General features: G+C 58.6%; 15 protein-coding genes. 13 read left to right on the top strand and 2 right to left on the bottom strand.

All coding sequences use genetic code 11. The features are described 5' to 3' along the window. Positions 1-56: 56 nt before the first annotated feature. The 11 genes from rplI (at position 57) to ACO6TG_RS26205 (ending at position 12,462) form a co-directional block, all read left to right on the top strand. The gene (gene rplI, locus ACO6TG_RS26255) at positions 57-647 is read left to right on the top strand and encodes a 50S ribosomal protein L9 (protein WP_422375902.1); all 591 of its coding nucleotides are present in this window, start codon (positions 57-59) and stop codon (positions 645-647) included. Between the two features lie 367 nt (positions 648-1,014). Further along, positions 1,015-2,499: a replicative DNA helicase gene (locus ACO6TG_RS26250; protein ID WP_094070276.1), complete on the top strand. Its 1,485-nt coding sequence runs from the start codon at positions 1,015-1,017 to the stop codon at positions 2,497-2,499. A 191-nt stretch (positions 2,500-2,690) separates the two neighbouring features. Beyond that, a complete protein-coding gene (locus tag ACO6TG_RS26245; protein WP_422375901.1) occupies positions 2,691-2,966 on the top strand; it encodes a PilZ domain-containing protein in 276 nt (91 codons plus the stop codon). 146 nt (positions 2,967-3,112) lie between these two features. Next, positions 3,113-4,255 (top strand): alanine racemase, encoded by a 1,143-nt coding sequence (alr, locus tag ACO6TG_RS26240; RefSeq protein ID WP_422375900.1) that lies wholly within the window; start codon positions 3,113-3,115, stop codon positions 4,253-4,255. 25 nt (positions 4,256-4,280) lie between these two features. Then, entirely contained in the window at positions 4,281-5,675 is a 1,395-nt protein-coding gene (radA, locus tag ACO6TG_RS26235) for a DNA repair protein RadA (protein ID WP_422375899.1), read from the top strand. Between the two features lie 87 nt (positions 5,676-5,762). Then, a complete protein-coding gene (locus tag ACO6TG_RS26230; RefSeq protein WP_422375898.1) occupies positions 5,763-6,374 on the top strand; it encodes a CvpA family protein in 612 nt (203 codons plus the stop codon). A 167-nt stretch (positions 6,375-6,541) separates the two neighbouring features. After that, the gene (gene purF, locus ACO6TG_RS26225) at positions 6,542-8,014 is read left to right on the top strand and encodes an amidophosphoribosyltransferase (RefSeq protein WP_422375897.1); all 1,473 of its coding nucleotides are present in this window, start codon (positions 6,542-6,544) and stop codon (positions 8,012-8,014) included. 69 nt (positions 8,015-8,083) lie between these two features. Further along, positions 8,084-8,815 (top strand): SDR family NAD(P)-dependent oxidoreductase, encoded by a 732-nt coding sequence (locus tag ACO6TG_RS26220; RefSeq protein ID WP_422375896.1) that lies wholly within the window; start codon positions 8,084-8,086, stop codon positions 8,813-8,815. A gap of 64 nt (positions 8,816-8,879) precedes the next feature. Then, positions 8,880-9,251 carry a VOC family protein gene (locus tag ACO6TG_RS26215; protein ID WP_422375895.1) on the top strand — a complete coding sequence of 124 codons (372 nt, stop codon included), beginning with the start codon at positions 8,880-8,882 and terminating at the stop codon, positions 9,249-9,251. A 127-nt stretch (positions 9,252-9,378) separates the two neighbouring features. After that, a complete protein-coding gene (locus tag ACO6TG_RS26210; RefSeq protein ID WP_422375894.1) occupies positions 9,379-9,798 on the top strand; it encodes a hypothetical protein in 420 nt (139 codons plus the stop codon). Positions 9,799-9,939: 141 nt separating this feature from the next. After that, a complete protein-coding gene (locus ACO6TG_RS26205; RefSeq protein ID WP_422375893.1) occupies positions 9,940-12,462 on the top strand; it encodes a DUF4132 domain-containing protein in 2,523 nt (840 codons plus the stop codon). Positions 12,463-12,514: 52 nt separating this feature from the next. On the opposite strand, the gene ACO6TG_RS26200 is transcribed toward ACO6TG_RS26205, so the two are convergent. Further along, entirely contained in the window at positions 12,515-12,637 is a 123-nt protein-coding gene (locus ACO6TG_RS26200; protein WP_422375892.1) for a hypothetical protein, read from the bottom strand. Positions 12,638-13,105: 468 nt separating this feature from the next. Between ACO6TG_RS26200 and ACO6TG_RS26195 the strand changes: the two genes are divergently transcribed. Together ACO6TG_RS26195 and ACO6TG_RS26190 are read left to right on the top strand one after the other, a co-directional pair. Then, positions 13,106-15,304, top strand: coding sequence for a C1 family peptidase (locus ACO6TG_RS26195; RefSeq protein ID WP_422375891.1), 2,199 nt, complete (start codon positions 13,106-13,108; stop codon positions 15,302-15,304). A 51-nt stretch (positions 15,305-15,355) separates the two neighbouring features. After that, a complete protein-coding gene (locus ACO6TG_RS26190; RefSeq protein WP_422375890.1) occupies positions 15,356-17,875 on the top strand; it encodes a caspase family protein in 2,520 nt (839 codons plus the stop codon). Between the two features lie 101 nt (positions 17,876-17,976). Here ACO6TG_RS26190 and ACO6TG_RS26185 read toward each other — a convergent pair whose 3' ends face one another. Beyond that, positions 17,977-18,774, bottom strand: a complete 798-nt coding sequence (locus ACO6TG_RS26185; RefSeq protein ID WP_422375889.1) for an inositol monophosphatase family protein — start codon at positions 18,772-18,774, stop codon at positions 17,977-17,979. Between the last annotated feature and the right edge of the window lie 11 nt (positions 18,775-18,785).

Below are 18,785 nucleotides of genomic sequence, written 5' to 3'. Positions count from 1 at the left end.
GGACCGCGGGCAAACGGTCTCTAACCACCGAAGAGGTGGGACAGTAGGAGAAAGACATGCAAATCATCCTTCTTGAGCGTATCGCAAAGCTCGGCCAGATGGGCGACACCGTCAAAGTACGTGACGGCTATGCCCGTAACTTCCTGCTGCCGCAGGGCAAGGCGCTGCGTGCCAACAAGGCCAACCTCGAGCGTTTCGAACGTGAGCGCGCTCAGCTCGAAGCCCGGAACCTGGAGCGCAAGAGCGAGGCGGAAGCCGTTGCTGCGAAGCTCGACGGCGAATCTCTCGTCATGATCCGTTCCGCTGGCGAAACCGGCCAGCTCTACGGTTCCGTTTCCACGCGCGACATCGCCGAAGGCCTGACGGCAGCCGGCTTCACCGTTGCGCGCAGCCAGGTTGAACTGCGCAGCCCGATCAAGACTATCGGCCTGCACAACGTTCTGATCCAGCTGCACCCGGAAGTCGAAGTCGCCATCAGCGTCAACGTCGCCCGCTCCGAAGACGAAGCCGTTCGCCAGGCTGCCGGTGAAGACCTCACCACTCCGGAACAGGACGTCTTTGAATTCGAAGAAGAAGAAGAAGAAGCTGAAGGCACCGAGGAAGGCGACGACGTCTCCGAGGAAACTCCGGCTGAAGAGGAAGCCTGATCGGCTTACCCAGCTTCTTAAGCTTAAGAGAAACGGCGCTGCTTGCAGCGCCGTTTTTTTGTTTAGCCGGCCAGACAATCTCAACACCTGCAAGATGCCTCAAACACTGGCTTCAGAGTCCGCTCCAAGGTGTTGAATCCGCACGTAAATTCATTAACCGTCTATTAACTTTCTCAAAAAATTCTGTATTTTCAATAACTAACAGCTAGCGCCTTGAGTCTTCAAACAGCTTTCGAGTCAAGCGCGATTCGACTCTTTCCCCGCTGATCTGTGAATGACAGTGGGAATCGAAAACTGCCGTTTTTGATCCTTGAGCCCGACCCGGTCAAAGAGTATTCCGGATAAACTTGGGTCATCGGGGGACGATATGAAGGGCACATTGCAGAAGGTCGAAACGGAAGAAGACGTCCAGCGTCTGGCACCGCATAACGCGGAAGCCGAGCGGCAGCTTCTTGGCGCCATTCTGGTCAACAACGAGACCTTCTACCGCGTGTCGGACTTTCTCGAACCGCATCATTTCTTCGTGCCGTCCCACCAGGACATCTACGAGAAGGCCAGCCACCTGATCCGGGCCGGCAAGACCGCCTCCCCCGTCACCCTGAAGACCTTCTACCCGGCAGACGCAAAGATCGCGGATCTGTCCGCGACCCAGTTCCTCGTGCGCCTTGCCGGTGACGCCGCCTCGATCATCAATGCCGAGGACTATGGCCGTACCATCTATGATCTTGCCATCCGGCGGAATCTGATCCGCATTGGCGAGGACATGGTCAACATCGCTTTTGACGCGCCCATCGACGTGCCACCCGAGCAGCAGATCGACGACGCCGAGCGCCGGCTGTTCGAGCTGGCCGAGACGGGCCGCAGCGAAGGCGGTTTCGTGTCTTTCGGCGATGCCCTTTCCGAAACCATCGAGATGGCGCATGCCGCCTATAATCGTGAAGGCGCCTTGTCGGGTATTTCCACCGGATTGCGCGAGCTCGACCGCCTGATGGGCGGGTTGCAGCACTCGGACCTGATCGTGCTTGCCGGACGCCCCGCCATGGGCAAGACCTCTCTTGCCACCAACATCGCCTACAATATTGCGCAAGGCTACAAGGCCGAAGAACAGCCCGACGGATCGCTGAAAACCGTGAATGGCGGCGTTGTCGGCTTCTTCTCACTGGAAATGTCGGCCGAACAGCTGGCGACACGTATCATTTCCGAACAGGCGGAAATCTCGTCTTCGAAAATCCGCCGCGGTGACATCACAGAGGCCGAATTCGAAAAACTCGCCGCCTGTGCCCAGACCATGCAGACCGTGCCACTGCATGTGGACCAGACCGGCGGCATCTCCATCGCTTCCCTGGTGGCCAAGGCCCGGCGCCTGAAGCGTCAGCGCGGTCTGGATCTTCTGGTGGTCGACTATATCCAGCTCCTGTCCGGCTCCGCCAAGAATTCCGGCAACCGTGTTCAGGAAATCACCGAGATCACCACAGGCCTGAAGGCCCTTGCCAAGGAACTTCAGGTGCCGATCATCGCCCTGTCGCAGCTGTCGCGTCAGGTGGAAGCCCGCGACGACAAGCGGCCAATGATGTCGGATCTTCGTGAATCCGGTTCGATCGAGCAGGACGCCGACGTGATCCTGTTCGTGTTCCGTGAAGAGTACTACCTCTCCAAGACCGAACCGGAGCCGGACACGGTCGAATATGAAAACTGGCAGCGGGACATGGAACGCCTGAAGGGCAAGGCGGAAGTGATCATCGCCAAGCAGCGTCACGGCCCGACCGGCACGGCAAACCTGCACTTCGAAGGCCAGTACACCCGTTTCTCCGACCTTGCAGAAGAAGACCATTTGCCGGAACGCTATGAATAGAGGCAGCGGGCTCAGTCAGCGCCTGTATTAACAGTGTTCAGGCTCGGTTCGCTTTCGAAAGACCGGGCCAAAACGCGACCTAGGCGAAATAGACAGGTTTATCTTTCGAAACCTCGCTTAAATCCCTGTTAAAACTCTCGCCTTACTGTGCGTCGCAGTCAATTGAGCCCAAGTCTTTTCAGCGAGTTCACTTGTATTCAGCGACCCAGAAATTGCGCGAGGAAGCTCGCGTTTTTCCAAGAAGACGGTGTAAATGGCCCGGCCTGCTCAAGCAGGACGACATCCACCGTCCCTGTGTCGTTGAAGATATCAGTGTCGGCGGCTGCCGTCTTGCGACCAATACCAAGGACCTGGAACCCGGACAGCGCGTCACGATCGAGATCGAAAGCCGCAAACTTCGCTTCTATGCCGAGATCCGCTGGGTTCGAAACGGAGAAACCGGGGTCGAATTTCTCTATATGGACTAAGCTGCAACCAGCGTCGGACGTGCCCCGGTCGCGCTGCGACACTATTGCGCTCTGCTTCGGTTTCTCCATTGGCCCAAGCCTGCCAGGATTTGCTACGCTTCCGCCGCTGAGCGTTTTTTGATTCCGACCGGAGAAACAGCCGCATCGTGTCGACTTCCGAGCTTATGTCCCATTCACCTTCTCTTTATGGCGGCCGCCTGACCATCGACCTGGACGCAATCGCGTCCAACTGGCGGTTTCTCAATGGTCAGACCGGGGCCAAAACCGAATGCGCCGCAGCAATCAAGGCAGACGCTTACGGGACAGGCCAGGACAAGGCGGCACCCGCGCTTTACGAAGCTGGGTGCCGAACATTCTTCGCTGCCGTGCCGACCGAGGCGATCGCCTTGCGGCAGGTGTTGCCGGACGCCGTGGTCTATGCACTCGATGGTTTGTTTCCTGACACCTATACGCATTATCTCGACAACAGGATCCGCCCGGTTCTCGGCAGCCTGGAAGAGCTGCAGGAATGGGCCGGCATCTGCAAGGCGGCGGGTCAATCCTTCGATGCCGCGGTCCATGTCGATACAGGCATTCACCGGTTGGGACTGTCGCCGGCAGAATTCGGCGCAGCCATGACCGACAAGAGCCTGCTCGGCCCGTTCCAGCCATCGCTGATCATGAGCCACCTCGCCTGCGGTTCCACACCGGACCATCCGATGAACCGGCGGCAGCTCGAGCTCTTCAGGACAGTGACCGATCCGTTCAAGCGTATTCCGCGCTCGCTTGCCAACTCGGCCGGTGTGCAGATGGGACCGGACTATCACTTTGACATGGTCCGTCCGGGGATCGCGCTTTACGGCGGACAGGCAATCGAGACCACGCCCAACCAGATGAAACCGGTTGCCAAGGTTGAAGCCCGCATCATGATCATCCGGGAGGTGCCGGAGGGCGATACCATCGGCTACGGCGCCACACAGACGGCCAGGCGCCCGCTCAGGAATGCCGTCGTTGCGGCCGGATATGCCGATGGTCTTTTGCGCAGGGCCAGCGGCTCGGACGACCGGCCGGGGGGCTTCGGTGTGATCGGCGGCCACAAGGCACCGATCCTCGGCCGGATTTCCATGGACATGATCACGCTGGATGTAACGGATGTGCCCGATCACCTTCTGAAACGCGGCGCGTTTGTGGAAATGCTCGGCCCGGCTGTTGCGGCAACGGACCTGGCCGCTTATGCGGAGACCATCGACTACGAATATCTGACAAGCCTCGGGCGGCGCTTTGAGCGTGTCTATGGCCCCCTGACCTGATCAGGTTAAGTCCGAAGGAAAGCATATGGCGCGGCGTTCCACCTCATTTGTCTGTCAGTCCTGCGGCGCCGTCACGGCCAAATGGGTCGGCCGCTGCGAAAGCTGCGGCGAATGGAACACGATTGTCGAGGAACAGACCGGTGGCGGCATTGGCGGCGGGCCCGGCAGAGCCTCCCGCAGCAAGGGGCGCGTCGTTCCTCTGGTCGGCCTCTCGGGCGACACCAAGGAAGCGCCGCGGATCAGCACGAAGGTCGCCGAACTCGACCGGGTCACCGGTGGCGGCTTCGTGCGCGGGTCGGCCTTGCTGGTCGGGGGTGATCCGGGCATCGGCAAGTCCACGCTTCTCATCCAGGCGGCCGCCCAGCTCGCCGGACTTGGCCACAAGACAGTCTATATCTCCGGCGAGGAAGCGATCGGTCAGGTGCGCCTGCGGGCCGAGCGACTGGGCCTCGCAGGCGCGCCCGTCGCGCTTGCTGCAGAAACCAGCGTGGAAGACATCCTGGCGACGCTGGAAGCCGACACGGCCCCTGCCCTGCTGATCCTCGATTCCGTGCAGACGCTCTGGACCGACCAGGTCGACTCGCCTCCGGGCACGGTGACGCAGGTCCGCGCTTCGGCGCAAGCGATGGTGCGCTACGCCAAGAAAAACGGCACCACACTGGTGCTGGTCGGTCATGTGACCAAGGACGGCCAGATTGCAGGCCCACGCGTTGTCGAACATATGGTCGATGCGGTGCTCTATTTCGAAGGCGATGGCGCGCATCAGTACCGTATCCTGAGGTCGGTCAAGAACCGCTTCGGCGCCACGGATGAAATCGGCGTCTTTGAGATGACCGGAAAGGGGCTGGTCGAGGTGCCCAATCCGTCGGCACTGTTCCTGGGGGATCGCAACACCTCTGCGCCAGGTGCAGCCGTCTTTGCCGGTCTGGAAGGCTCCCGGCCGTTGCTCATCGAAATACAGGCGCTTGTGGCGCAATCCACACTCGGCACACCGAGGCGCGCGGTGATCGGCTGGGACAGCGCGCGCCTGTCGATGATCCTGGCTGTTCTGGAAGCCCGCTGCGGGGTGCGGTTTTCCCAGCATGATGTCTACCTGAACGTGGCCGGCGGGCTGAAGATCAACGAGCCCGGCGCCGATCTGGCCGTTGCGGCCGCCCTGATCTCTTCGCTCAGCGGGCTTGCCCTTCCGGCCAATTGCGTCTATTTCGGCGAAGTCAGCCTGTCGGGCGCCGTCCGGCCAGTGGCTCAGGCCCAGTCCAGGCTGAAGGAAGCGGAGAAACTCGGCTTTGACCAGGCCTATTGTCCTGAGGGAAATCTCAAGGACAGCGCCGCGTCGGCCTTCAAGGCGACCGGTGTGCCGGAACTTGGGGACTTTGTCGCCAAACTCTCGGTGGAGGCTAGTGCTGCAGGGGAGACCTGACGCATGATGGTGACGGGGTTTATCTGAAGGTTTAGGCTCTCCGGCGACGGACCGGCAAGAGCATCAGACAGAGGAATTTTCAGGAACATGCCGATAACGCTGCTGGACGGACTGCTCTTGGCCATCATGTTCATTTCGGCTGTCCTTGCCATGATCCGCGGATTTGTCCGGGAAGTGCTGTCGATCGTTTCCTGGGTTGCTGCGGCCGCAGCTGCGTTCCTCCTCTATGAACGGGTGCTGCCTTACACACAGCAGTATATCTCGCAGGAAATCGTCGCGATGGCCGTATCGGCCGCTGCCGTCTTCCTGGTCACGCTGCTCGTGGTAAGCTACATCACCATGCGCATTTCCGACTTCGTGCTGGACAGCCGTATCGGCGCGCTCGACCGCACGCTCGGTTTCGTGTTCGGCGCCGTCCGGGGCCTGCTGCTGGTTGTTGTCGCCATGATGTTCTTCAACTGGTTCGTGCAGCCGGAACAGCAACCGCAATGGGTCAAGGATGCCAAGTCCCGGCCGATCCTGCTCTCGATCGGCGAGCGGCTGGTGGCCATCCTTCCTGAAGATCCCGAAAAGGCGATCCTGGACAAGATCCGCCAGAACAACCTGACCGGTGACGGCGCAAGCGCCCCGGCAGAAGAACCGGCCTATAGCGACAGTGAACGCCAGGGACTGGAACAGCTGACAACGGACAATAACTGACGCCAGACAAAGGCGCCGATCCGACGAAATATCGTCCCGCGCTCCGTGGATCGCGGGACGCATGAGTATCTGAAAATAGATCAGCTCAGCTTTCTTGACGCAGGAAAGCCGTTGGTCTGATGCCCCAGGCGGGATGAAAATCCGGCCCGACTGAAGGAGTGTTCGCCATGACTGGCGGGACCGAGGTGCATGAACCCTTTGACATCAATGCCGACACGCTGCGCGAAGAATGCGGTGTCTTCGGCATTCTGGGACACGAGGATGCCAGCGCCCTGACGGCGCTCGGGCTCCACGCCCTGCAGCACCGCGGCCAGGAGGCCGCCGGCATCGTCACCTTCGACAATGAGCAGTTCCGGGCGGAGCGCCATCTCGGGCTTGTCGGCGATCATTTCTCCGACGCGGAGACCATCGGCCGTCTGACCGGCCGGGCCGCCGTTGGCCATGTGCGCTATTCCACCACCGGCGAGACTATCCTGCGCAATGTGCAGCCGCTTTTCGCCGAACTGGATGGCGGCGGCATCGCGGTCTGCCACAATGGCAACTTCACGAACGCCTTGACGCTTCGCCACCAGCTGATCCGCGATGGTGCCATCTGCCAGTCGACATCCGATTCAGAAGTCGTGCTGCAGCTTGTCGCCCGCTCGCGCAAGGGCAAGATCGTCGACCGCTTCATCGAGGCAATCACCCAGATGGAAGGCGCCTACTCGCTGGTGGCGCTGACGTCTAAGAAGCTGATCGGTGCCCGTGACCCGCTCGGCATCCGGCCGCTGGTCCTGGGCGATCTCAACGGCGCTCCGATCCTGGCGTCGGAAACCTGCGCGCTCGACATCATCGGCGCCAAGTTCATCCGTGAAGTCGAGAACGGCGAGGTCATCGTCTGCACCTCGACCGGAATCCAGTCCTTCTTCCCCTTCGGGAAGCAGAAGGCCCGCCCCTGCATTTTCGAATACATCTATTTCTCGCGCCCCGACTCCATCGTCGGCGGCCGCAGCGTCTATGACGTGCGCCGGGAAATGGGCAAGCAGCTGGCCAGGGAAACCCATGTCGAGGCCGACGTGATCGTGCCGGTGCCGGACAGCGGCGTGCCGGCCGCCATCGGCTACAGCCAGGAAAGCGGTGTGCCGTTTGAACTCGGCATCATCCGCAACCACTATGTCGGCCGGACCTTCATTGAACCGACCCAGCAGATCCGTGCCCTTGGCGTGAAGATGAAACACTCCGCCAACCGCGCCCAGATCGAGGGCAAACGCGTGGTGCTGGTGGATGACAGCCTTGTGCGCGGCACCACGTCGGTCAAGATTGTCCAGATGATCCGCGAGGCCGGTGCCAAGGAGGTTCATTTCCGCCTCGCCAGCCCGCCGATCAAGTATTCCGACTATTACGGCATCGACACGCCGGTCCGGGAAAAGCTGCTGGCGGCGAAATACGGCCTTGAGGAAATGCGGGCCTATATCGGTGCCGACAGCCTCGCCTTCCTGTCCGTTGACGGCATTTACCGGTCCATGGGCTTTGATGGCCGCGACAACGACAACCCGCAATTCACCGATCATTGTTTCACCGGCGACTACCCGACGCCGCTGACCGACCTTTCCGAAGATCAGGACTTTGTCAGCGCACCGCGTCTGGTAGAAGTCGGCTAACAGTAAAATCCTTCAGTACCGGCTGGCCGGCCGCTCCGACACGTGGCCGGCCGGTCAAAGAGTTCGACAATGGAAAAAGATTTCGAAGGCCGGATCGCCCTGGTGACCGGCGCCTCCCGCGGCATTGGCTATCAGATCGCCAGGCAACTTGGTGAACGCGGCGCGCATGTGATTGCGGTTGCAAGAACCGTCGGCGCGCTGGAAGATCTCGACGACGACATCAAGGCGTCCGGCGGGGAAGCCACGCTCGTTCCGGTGGATCTCACAGACTTCGATGCGCTCGATCGCCTGGGTGCGGCCATTTTCGAACGCTGGAAAAAACTCGACATCTTTGTCGGCAACGCCGGCATGCTCGGTGTGCTGTCGCCGATTGGCCACATCAAGCCTAAAGATTTTGAAAAGGTCATGGCAGTCAATGTCACGGCCAACTGGCGGCTGATCCGCTCTCTGGACCCGCTGCTTCGCCAGTCCGATGCCGGACGGGCGCTGCTGTTGACGGCCGTACAGGCCCAGACCCGCACTGCCTTCTGGGGTCTCCAGTCGATCAGCAAGTCGGCGGTCGAGGCCATGGCCCAGACCTGGGCACATGAAAGCCTGAAGACCGCGATGAAGATCAACCTTGCGGATCCCGGCCCCACCCGCACCGGCCTGCGCGCCAAGGCCATGCCCGGCGAACCGCCGGAAAACCTGCCCGACCCGGCCGAGGTTGCCATGGATCTTCTGGAACTTGTCAAACCCCAGGTTCTGGAGACCGGCATGCTCTATGACCGTGTCAGCAAAGAATGGGTCTCGCCGAGCTGACGCTGGCGTTATCGCTCGTTTTGCGCTTCACTGATCTCCGTTGTTTTACGGAGGATCAGGTCCCATGCATCTCGGCGCATTTTCCATCAGTCTGACCGTCAAGGACATCAAGAAGTCGAAGGCCTTTTATGAAGGGCTCGGTTTTTCAGACCTGGGTGGGTCTGGAGATGACGGCTGGCTCATTCTGAAAAACGGCGACACGGTCATCGGATTGTTTCAAGGCATGTTCGACAAGAACATGCTGACCTTCAACCCGGGCTGGAACCAGAGCGCGGAGAAACTGGATGACTTTCAGGACATTCGCGCGCTTCAGAAAGAACTGAAGGCCAAGGGCTACCAGTTTGCCTCCGAGGCCGATGAAGCCAGCTCCGGCCCTGCGAGCTTCGTTCTGGTCGATCCGGACGGCAATCCGATCCTGGTCGACCAGCACGTGTGACGGCGCGCTGATTTCGTCGGAAAACAAACGTTGCGCGTCGGGAGCTATTGCAAAATCCGACAGGGTTTTTATGTTGTGCCGGTCGTGGGTTTGCGGTGCAGGGCAGCACCCGAACACGCAAAGGCGAATGCCAATGGTCGGCGCGGCCGATAAGGACATCATTGTCGTCCTCAGGGATTCAAATCTGCCGCAGACGGACGTCATCGACACCGTTCTGCCCTTCTCTTCCTCGATTGTCTCAGCGCGGGAACTGATCGCCGAACGCGTGCGCGCCGAATGCGACAAACGCCTGCCAGCCGGCATGACATACCGCCTGCTCAGGCTCGACACACTGAGTGAAAGCGAGAAGGCCAGCTTTCAGGCTCAACTGGATGCAGCCGGCGAAACTGTCGAGCTTCAGATCGAACGGGCACTCGAGGCCTTCGAGACCAACGGTTTCCTCTTGCTCGTCGATGAAACCCAGATCGAGAATCTGGATGAGGACATTCGTCTGGGCTCGGGCAGTGTGGTGACCTTTGTCCAGCTGACCCCGCTCGTCGGTGGCTGATCTTTCTTTTTTGCCGGACAAAGTCTGGTTTCCCCACATCTCACAATTGGTGGATTGCCGCCTAACACCTTGCAACAAGTGAAAAACATGTCTCAATCCGAGTTAGAACACCCCTCCACTCCTGTTGACCACGACGCGTTCATGCAAACGGTCGTGTCCGAAATGGAAGCAGCACGCAAGACCCCCGATCAGGCACATTCACTCCAGGTGAGTGCCACATGGGAGCGTTTCACCACTTCGTCGTCCGATAGCCGTGTTGCCTTCGCGCGATTTCTGTATGAGCGCCTGGTGAATGACGTCTACCCGGCAGAGAAGCTCGTCCAGCTCCCGGAAGAGTATGCCTTTCATGAAGAAATGTTCTTTGCCGAGGTGCTGAAGCGGAACGAACCCATCCCCATCGACGAATTGATCGGTTGGGCCTATCACCTTTTCAAACTGTTCCGGGACAATGAAACATCCGGTGGCGATGACAATTTCCTGCTCTGCGACGTGCCTTTCGTCCGGATATTCAGGATCATCAGCAGGCAGGCGAAGTCCGAGCCCCCCTCAAAAGTATCCCTGTCACAGCTGCTCGACATTCTCTATTTCGCTCAAGACAGCGACGACGACTATTTCAAGCGCCACGGCATGGACCACGGACCCGAGTTTGACGCAGTGGCGGAGCGCATTACAACGCTGCTTGTCGACAATACGGATCTTGCCGAGGATGACCTGCCCTATCGCGGCAATCTTCTCGGGGACTGGTACCTGAACCGCATCGACGATTTCGGTCCGCATCTACTCGATGATCTGCGCAAGACCGATCGCGGCGCCGCAGCAGCCAGCAACCGCCTCATCCGGCATGCAGCCAGTGCAAAAGGCAGCAAGCCGGCGAAAAAATTCGCCACCGGAACCGGAAAACTTCGGAAAGACGTTGGCGATGATCAATTTGGTGACCTGCTGCGCGGCTGGCTGCAACTCGCTTTGAACGCGAAAGCATCTGAAGATGACGAGCCCGTTTACACCGAGGACAACACCAACCTGATCAAGGGTCTGGTCTGGATGTGTGCGGGGTTAGAGGATCCAGCCACTATCAACCTGTTTGCAGACCTGACGATCCGGACCATGAAGACGCAACCAGGCACCGGCCCGGCCTCACAGGCCATCGCAAATGCCTGTCTTGCTTATCTGGCGGAAGCCAAAGGGCCGGTTGCAACAACCCGGCTCGCTCAGCTCGTTACCTCGATCAAACAGAAAAGTGTCCGCAAGAAGATCGAGGATCTCGTTGCCAGCAAAGCCGTTGAAGCTGGTCTCACGCCCCTGCAACTGCAAGAGCGTTCACTTGACGATTTCGGGCTGGTCGATGGTCAGAAGACGTTTCCTTTCGCGGACTACAGCCTGCACATCTCAGTGTCCGGTTCGGGTGGCATCACGCAGACCTGGCACAAGCCGGACGGAACGCCGCAAAAGTCCAAACCAAGTGCCGTGACGAGCGATGAAGACCTGAAAACGCGCTTCAAGGCGGTAAAAGGTGAACTGGATGCGATGAAAAAGTCGCTGTCCGCGCAAAGAGACCTGATGGATCTGCTTTTTGCAGAAGACCTCAGCTGGGCGTTGGCTGACCTTGACCAGTTCTACATTCACCACGGACTTGTCTCAGGGCTGGCGCGGACCCTCATCTGGGATCTCACATCCGGCCCTCAAACGACGGCCGCCATCTTCCATGAAGGCGACTGGCAGGACGCAACAGGCCAGATCGTATCGACAGACGCTGGAACCACAGCGCGCCTTTGGCACCCGGTCGACCATGATGTCGCTGCCAGAGAAATCTGGCAGGAGCGCCTTCAGACGCTTGGTATCTCACAGCCTTTCAAACAGGCACACCGGGAGGTCTATCAACTTACCGATGCCGAACGCGAGACCGGTGTCTATTCGAACCGCATGGCGGCGCATATCGTCAAACAGCATCAGCTGTCCAGCCTGATGGCCAAGCGCAACTGGCATTACAAGCTGCTGGGAAGCTTCACTTATGCCGATCGGTCGCAATTTGCCACTAGGGCTTTCTCCACCTCCACCTTGAAGGCCGAGTTTCTGATACATGCGGATGAAACCGCGGACGATTTCGTGAATGATGCCGGGATGTTCAACTACGTCGCTTCAGATCAGTTGCGTTTCCTGGGGCCGGAGGGTGAACCCGTAGCGCTGGACAGCGTGCCGGCCAGGCTGTTTTCCGAAACCATGCGCGACGCAGACCTGTTTGTTGGTGTGGCCAGTGTTGGCAACGATCCAGCCTGGCACGACCAGGGCCCAACACCGGAAGCTCGCGAATACTGGGATTCCTTTGCCTTTGGTGATCTGGATTCCTTTGCAGAAACCCGGAAGCGCACGCTTGAAGGCCTTTTACCTCGACTGAAGATCAGCAAGATTGCCCGGATCGAAGGCAATTTCCTGATTGTTCAGGGGAAGCTCAACACCTATCGGATCCATCTGAAATCGTCGAACATCCGCATGGATCCCGGCAACCGCTTCCTGTGCATTCTCAAGGCTCCAACATCAAAGGCAGACAAGGTCAGCTTGCCGTTCGAAGGCGACACGAGATTGTCAGTGATCCTGTCCAAGGCCATCCTGCTGGCCGCGGACGACAAGATCACGGATCCGGAGATCGTCAGCCAGTTAACAGAATAAGACTGCAACCGACCGGCAGGCGCGTCCGGCATACAGCCGGACGCGCTCACAATCAGGCCGCCTCGAGCGGCGCGAAGGAACTTTCGATTATGTCGCCCAGGTCTTCATAGATCCCCGGCGCACCGACAACCACACGCGCGCCGTGATAAAGCGCGTGATTGACATCCGGCTCCATGACCCGGCAACCCGGCCTCAACGCTTCAGCGACCTGCCTGCGAGCCAGTCCCAGGTGGTTATGTGCGATTTTACAAAGACGATGAGAGGCCCGGAGGCCGAATTGGCCAGCATAAGGCCACCCGATACGTTGCAGAAGAAAACGCTGCCTTTAGACACCATGGCTCCGACAACGTTGACGGGACACAACCCGATGTCCATTCGGAGCTCAACCCTCAAGCAAGACTGCTCTTCACTGCAACACATCATTGCGCCAACAATCTCAATTTGGTAAGTTCGTGTCTGGTTTTTTTGAAATCGAAAGCAAACCACTCCCTAGGCAACGCTGTTAAGTTGCTGAAACTCTTTGATATAATAATTTTTGAAAACTAAACTTATTTTGACAAAACAACCGCAGTCCCTTTTTGGCCTGTAATTTGGTTGTTCCGGTTTTTTACCCCGTTCGATAAATAAACGGACACGTCTTATTATGATTCAGCCGTTTTACAATGATAGGGCAATTCGTGAAGACCTGGTCGATTTGCGCGACCAGCAATATCAGCCAAACCTGTCCATTCTGCCCAATGAATACCTCCTGCACGAAAGTCTCCTGGAACAGAACGACCAGGGCACGCAGATGTTACGCTTCGGTGTCAGAAACCAGGGCTATACAGGGAGATGCGCCGGATTTGCGCTTGCTAATCTTGTAGACATTCAGCGAAGCCTTCAATTCGAACGCAGCCTCCCGTCACAAGCGCTGGACACCGCGTCGGCGCAGACGTTGCGTTCGGCACATTACGCGCAGATTGTCAGCGCCGACATGCTTTACCGCATGGCCTATTTCCATGACCGCTATCCTGATCTCAAGGAATATGACGGCAACGGTCCCGAAGGCCTGCGCTCCCTTCGCTCGGCCATCAAGGGCTTTTATCATCATGGCGTCTGTTTTGACTGGCCTACGCTGACCGCCCCCTGTCCGCCAGGACATTGGCAAAGCGAATGTTATCTCCCTGCTGACGCTCTCGAACGCCAGCAGCACCAACTCTTTCCCGATGTGTCGCAGGCCAAGTCCGCGCGCGGTATAAGCCTCGGCACCTATTTTCGTGTCTCTTCAATCCTCAATCATTTTCACGCCGCCCTGAATGAGACCGGCGCCATTCTTGTTTCGGCAAAAGTGCATCCCGGTTGGGCCGCCCCCTACAACCACGGCAATGAGGGAAAGATCGACTGGTCGATAGACACACCACGTGACGGTGCCCATGCCTTTGTCATCGTCGGCTATGACGAACTGGGGTTCCACGTGCTCAATTCGGTCGGGCGTATCTGGGGCGGTTATCGGAACCTGGCAGGTATCGGACTTTGGAGTTATTCGGACTGGGCACAAAACATCGTTGATGCCTGGGTCCTGCGCCTGGGTGTCTATGCGCCCGAGGCTTTCGGAGCTTCCATCGGCGAGAAAGGTGTCAAAGGGCTTCACGCCGTGAAGGGTTCGACACCCTGCCAGGAGCTCATCGGCCACTATATGCATCTGGATGACGGGTATCACGTTCGCACGGGCGCCTATCCCTCTTTCCCCGAGCAATCGCGCAAGACCCTCAAATATCTCAAATCTTGCATGCAGGCGGAGAGCACGGAGAAGAGCGACTACAAGGGCGTTCTGCTTTGGATTCCGGGCAGCCTTGAAGGCATCAAATCCGCCTTCAGCACGGCGGTCAGGCGGAAGCGGCAGATCAAGTCGCTTGGTCTTTATCCCTACACGCTTTTTTGGTGCAACGGCTTTGCAGAGACTTCGATAGAGGTCCTTCAGGGGCTGTTCGAAACCTGCAAGGCGCAAGCAGGCGAAGAGGCTGAACACCTCGACGAACTTATCGAAACGCATGTCAGCGGCATAGGGCGCGCAATCTGGCGTGACATTGAACAGGCCGCACGCCGGGCGGTCGCCGGCCTGACCGAATTGCCGCAACATGTTGAAGGCGGCAACGCGTCGTCCAAAGAGATCGGTTTTGTCAGCAACTTCCTGAAAGAGCTGATCGCGTTTTCTTGCGAGACCGGCAGTGAGCTGCACCTGGTTACGGAAGGCGCCGGTGTCCTCGTCCTCGAGGAGTTTTTGTCCGTCCTGAAGTCAGACAAGGCGAGGCCACCGGAACAAAGACTGTTTTGCACCCACGACGTGGAGGAGATTTTCTCCTCCGTGCACCTCATTGCTCCAGCCATTGATATGCCTCGCGCAGGCGAGAACCTGATACCGATGCTCGGCCAGATGAACAAAGGCAGCGCAGAAGCATCACTTGCTTTCACCGATGCAGAAACCGACGCCGTGGAACCTTTCGGAAACTCCAGCCGCGATGCACGCGCAAACGTCTATGTTCCCTCGCCCGGCATCGAAAGTCAGTTGCGTTTCGGTCTTTATGGAAAATCGTTGCTCAGGCTCGTCTCAAGGGCCTTTGAAGACAAGTTTCCGATTGCCGCGATAGCGGAGGGCAGTGCGGATGCCAAACCGCGTGTTTTCCTGGGCATGGCAGACGCCCCCTGCAGTCTTGGCGAAGCAGATCGCCTGGCATTCACTTCCGTCGAAAAGGTGACCCCCACACCTTTGCGCAAAGGCAGGATCGAACAGGCCGAGTTCGATAAAAACGAATATTTTCATGAACTTATCTTCGAAAAGATACTGAGGGGCCGGAATACTTAAGTCTAAAACGCAAGGGAGTTTGATATGGCCAAGGTGAGTATAGAACAATTGATGTCCAAATTATCGGACATCGACGCCGACGAAGCTGAACTGTCGAAATATTTCGTGCTCGATGAGGAAAACTCGCGGCCCTTTGCCCCTCAGTTCAAGCTGAACCCCGACAAGGTCCAGATCCCGCGTGGAACCGACGCCAATGTCCGGTCCGCGGCCGCGCTCAACGGCGCGAACTGGTTTGCCCGCATGAACCGGCGCGGGAAATTTTTCAACAAGTTGCGGGGCGGCTATTCCGGGCCGGTTATTGTCTCTGAAGGAGACAGCTGGTTTCAGTATCCTCTCCTGTTGAAGGACACGATCGACTGGCTGATGGACGACTATGCGATCCTGTCGCTTGGCGCGGCTGGCGATCTTCTGCAGCGAATGGCCGACAAACAGGAATATTTGGGCGCCTTGCGCGAATACAATGCCGACATTCTGCTGTTGTCAGGCGGCGGCAACGACCTGGTGGCGGGCGGTGCCCTTGCCTCCTATCTGGAAAAATACGATCCGGCGCTGAAGCCGGGCGACTACCTATTGCCTTCCTTCCAGGCGCTTCTGGATGGCGCCCTGGAACAATACGAACGCATGTTCAACCAGGTCAGGCAATCGTTTCCGCATGTGAGCATTCTGTGCCATGGCTACGACTATCCGGTCCCAAATTCCGACAAATGGCTCGGCAAGCCCATGGAGAAGCGCGGCATCAAGGACAAGGCACTGCAAAAAGCCATTGCCGCAACCATGATGGACCGGTTCAACAGGCGCATGCGCCGGCTCGCCAAGGCCATGCCCCATGTCACCTATATCGATTGCCGCGAGGTTGTCGGGGATCACCGTTGGCATGACGGCCTGCACCCGACCACCGACGGTTTCAAGGACGTTGCGAAAAAATTTAAGTCAGAGATCAAGAAACTCGCCAACGCCCGCAGTCTTCCAGTCAATCTTGTGAGCGGTCCGTTCGGAGGACCGGCCCAGAAATCGGCCGGCCGAGACGAGGCGACGATTGCCGGAGGACCCGCCAAGGGTTATTCCCTGCATTTGGGATTGAACCTTGTCGACCCGGCTCACTACGACGGCTGGGACGGCGCCCTGAATGCGTGCGAGGCGGACGCCCATGCCATGGAAGCGCTGGCTGCGCGTCAAGGGTTTGACACCAAGACCCTCCTGACACGTCAAGCAACCCGCGCCGCGGTGGTCGCCGAAATCGAAGCGATTGCAGACAAGTGCGAACCCGGTGACATGTTCCTGTTCACCGTGTCGGCTCATGGCGGGCGCATTCCAGATTTCAATCAGGACGAAGATCACGACGGCGACGAGAAAATGGACGAGACGATCTGTCTCTACGATTTTCAGCTGGCCGATGACGAACTTTACATGCTCTGGACCAGGTTCGAGGCCGGTGTCCGCATTCTGGTTGTTCCCGATACCTGCCATTCCGGTTCCATGGTGCGGGCCGGACCGGCCATGCCGCCATCGCTGTTCGGCCAGGCCATCCCTCAACCCATCAGGCGGCATGTTCGCGCGATGCCGAATGCCGTCGCCGATCGGGTGTGGCGCGCCAATGAAGACGCCTATCGAAAGGCCTCGGATTCCTACAGCGCCCTGAAGGAAAGTGTTCTGATGCATCCCTTGTCGTCGCCCGTGCGGGCATCGGTTCTGAACCTGGGAGCCTGCAAGGACGAGCAATACGCCCAGGATGGCCAGAACCACGGTGCGTTTACCGGTGCGTTGCTTGAAGTCTGGCAGGGGGGAGCGTTCAACGGTGACTATCGCAGTTTCCGCGATGCGATCGACGCCGTGATCAACAGTCCAGACCAGACCCCACAATTGTTCGAACGTCTGGTTCGGTCGCCGAACTTCGTCGGCGATATTCCATTCACCCTTAATCCGGTGCGCAAGGTCCGGCCTCAACCAGCCGTGCTGTCGGCGGGGTTCGAGACTGCATTCTCGGACGACGAGGGCGAGGAAAACGATTCGATCCCGGATTCAGAGGTCCAGGCGCTTTTTGATCGCAAGAACACGAACCTGCGCTCGCGCTCAGCCACGGCAGCGCTGTTGTGGAGCGACTATTCGGAATTCGACGCCTTCATCAAAGGACTCGGCCTCAGGTATTTCTCAACGGACGAGTTTCTCGTCCTCGGCGGCGCCCATAACAGCCCCGGCAGCCCCTGTGCCGGGAAGAACGCTTATCCACCGCGTGACCTGTGGAACAATATCGCCGAAACGGCGAAGGTTCTCGACACGTTCCGCCATCTTGTCGGAAAAGCCATCGTGATTACAAATGCCTACAGAACAGCGGCCTATAATGCCTGTCTTCCCGACACGGCTGCCACAAGCCGCCATGTCGTCTTCAACGCTCTGGACTTCAAAGTTGAGAATATGGCGGCACCAGAGGCCGCGATGGCTTTGCGCGTGCTTCGCGACCGAGAAGGGCTCTTCGTCGGCGGCATAGGACGCTACAACTCCTTTACCCACGTTGATACGCGCGGAAGCAACGCCACGTGGCCGTCGTCCTTCAAGGCGACACCGCTCCCCTGACAGGGATCAAAGCCCTGTTTGTCCTGTCGGTTGAAGCGGCGGACGTCCTTAACGATTTCGCGCCCGGTTCCGGACCGGGCGCGAAAAGCGGGACAGGCGTATCAGGCCGCCTCGAGCGGGGCGAAGGAGCTTTGGGCGATGTCGCGCAATTCGTCATAGACGCCGGGCGCGGCGACAACCACGCGGGCGCCGTGATAGAGCGCGTGATTGACATCCTGCTCCATGACGATGCCACCGGCCTCAACGGTCAAAAGCATGCCGGCGAGACAGTCCCAGGCGTTCATGTGCGATTCCACATAGCCGATCAGGCGGCCGGAAGCGGCATAGGCCAGCATCAGTCCACCGGACGCATTGCGGAAGAACACCCCACCTTTTGAGACTACGGCTCCAACCACGTTGACGGCATCGGTGATGGCCGTGCGGCCATTGAAGCCGACACCGACAGAGCCATTGGAGAGGCTCTGACTGTCGGAGATCCTGATCGGCTTGTCATTGAGAAAGGCGCCGTGACCTGCGGACGCCTTGAAGGTTTCCCCAGCCACCGGATCATGAATGACACCGATGATCACCTGACCCTGATGCACACAGGCGATGATCACGCACCATTGCGGAATGCCGGCGACAAAATTTGCCGTTCCGTCGATCGGATCTGTCACCCAGGTGTAACCGGAAGAGCCTTCCTCCATGCCATGTTCTTCACCCAGAATACCGTCATCCGGATAGGCCTTGGCGAGTTCCTCGCGGATCAGGGTTTCGACGTTGCGATCAGCTTCGGAGACCAGATCCTGGTGGCCCTTCTGGGTGACCGTCAGGGTGTCCAGCTTGCGAAAATAGTCCAGTCCGAGTTCACCCGCCTTTTTGGCAAGAGAGACGGCGAAATCAAGCCGATCGATCGTCATCAACAGGTCTC

The organism is Roseibium sp., assembly GCF_965233565.1.
Classification (GTDB): domain Bacteria; phylum Pseudomonadota; class Alphaproteobacteria; order Rhizobiales; family Stappiaceae; genus Roseibium.
Note: the sequence above shows the minus strand (reverse complement) of the source record. Positions and strands in the feature narration are given on the sequence as shown.

What these genes read in the sequence shown, in the direction of transcription:
- rplI (WP_422375902.1), top strand. Translation starts at nt 57, where the DNA reads ATGCAAATCATCCTTCTTGAGCGTATCGCAAAGCTCGGCCAGATGGGC.
- ACO6TG_RS26250 (WP_094070276.1), top strand. Translation starts at nt 1,015, where the DNA reads ATGAAGGGCACATTGCAGAAGGTCGAAACGGAAGAAGACGTCCAGCGT.
- radA (WP_422375899.1), top strand. Translation starts at nt 4,281, where the DNA reads ATGGCGCGGCGTTCCACCTCATTTGTCTGTCAGTCCTGCGGCGCCGTC.
- ACO6TG_RS26230 (WP_422375898.1), top strand. Translation starts at nt 5,763, where the DNA reads ATGCCGATAACGCTGCTGGACGGACTGCTCTTGGCCATCATGTTCATT.
- purF (WP_422375897.1), top strand. Translation starts at nt 6,542, where the DNA reads ATGACTGGCGGGACCGAGGTGCATGAACCCTTTGACATCAATGCCGAC.
- ACO6TG_RS26220 (WP_422375896.1), top strand. Translation starts at nt 8,084, where the DNA reads ATGGAAAAAGATTTCGAAGGCCGGATCGCCCTGGTGACCGGCGCCTCC.
- ACO6TG_RS26215 (WP_422375895.1), top strand. Translation starts at nt 8,880, where the DNA reads ATGCATCTCGGCGCATTTTCCATCAGTCTGACCGTCAAGGACATCAAG.
- ACO6TG_RS26210 (WP_422375894.1), top strand. Translation starts at nt 9,379, where the DNA reads ATGCCAATGGTCGGCGCGGCCGATAAGGACATCATTGTCGTCCTCAGG.
- ACO6TG_RS26205 (WP_422375893.1), top strand. Translation starts at nt 9,940, where the DNA reads ATGCAAACGGTCGTGTCCGAAATGGAAGCAGCACGCAAGACCCCCGAT.
- ACO6TG_RS26200 (WP_422375892.1), bottom strand. Translation starts at nt 12,637, where the DNA reads ATGGAGCCGGATGTCAATCACGCGCTTTATCACGGCGCGCGTGTGGTT.
- ACO6TG_RS26195 (WP_422375891.1), top strand. Translation starts at nt 13,106, where the DNA reads ATGATTCAGCCGTTTTACAATGATAGGGCAATTCGTGAAGACCTGGTC.
- ACO6TG_RS26190 (WP_422375890.1), top strand. Translation starts at nt 15,356, where the DNA reads ATGTCCAAATTATCGGACATCGACGCCGACGAAGCTGAACTGTCGAAA.
- ACO6TG_RS26185 (WP_422375889.1), bottom strand. Translation starts at nt 18,774, where the DNA reads ATGACGATCGATCGGCTTGATTTCGCCGTCTCTCTTGCCAAAAAGGCG.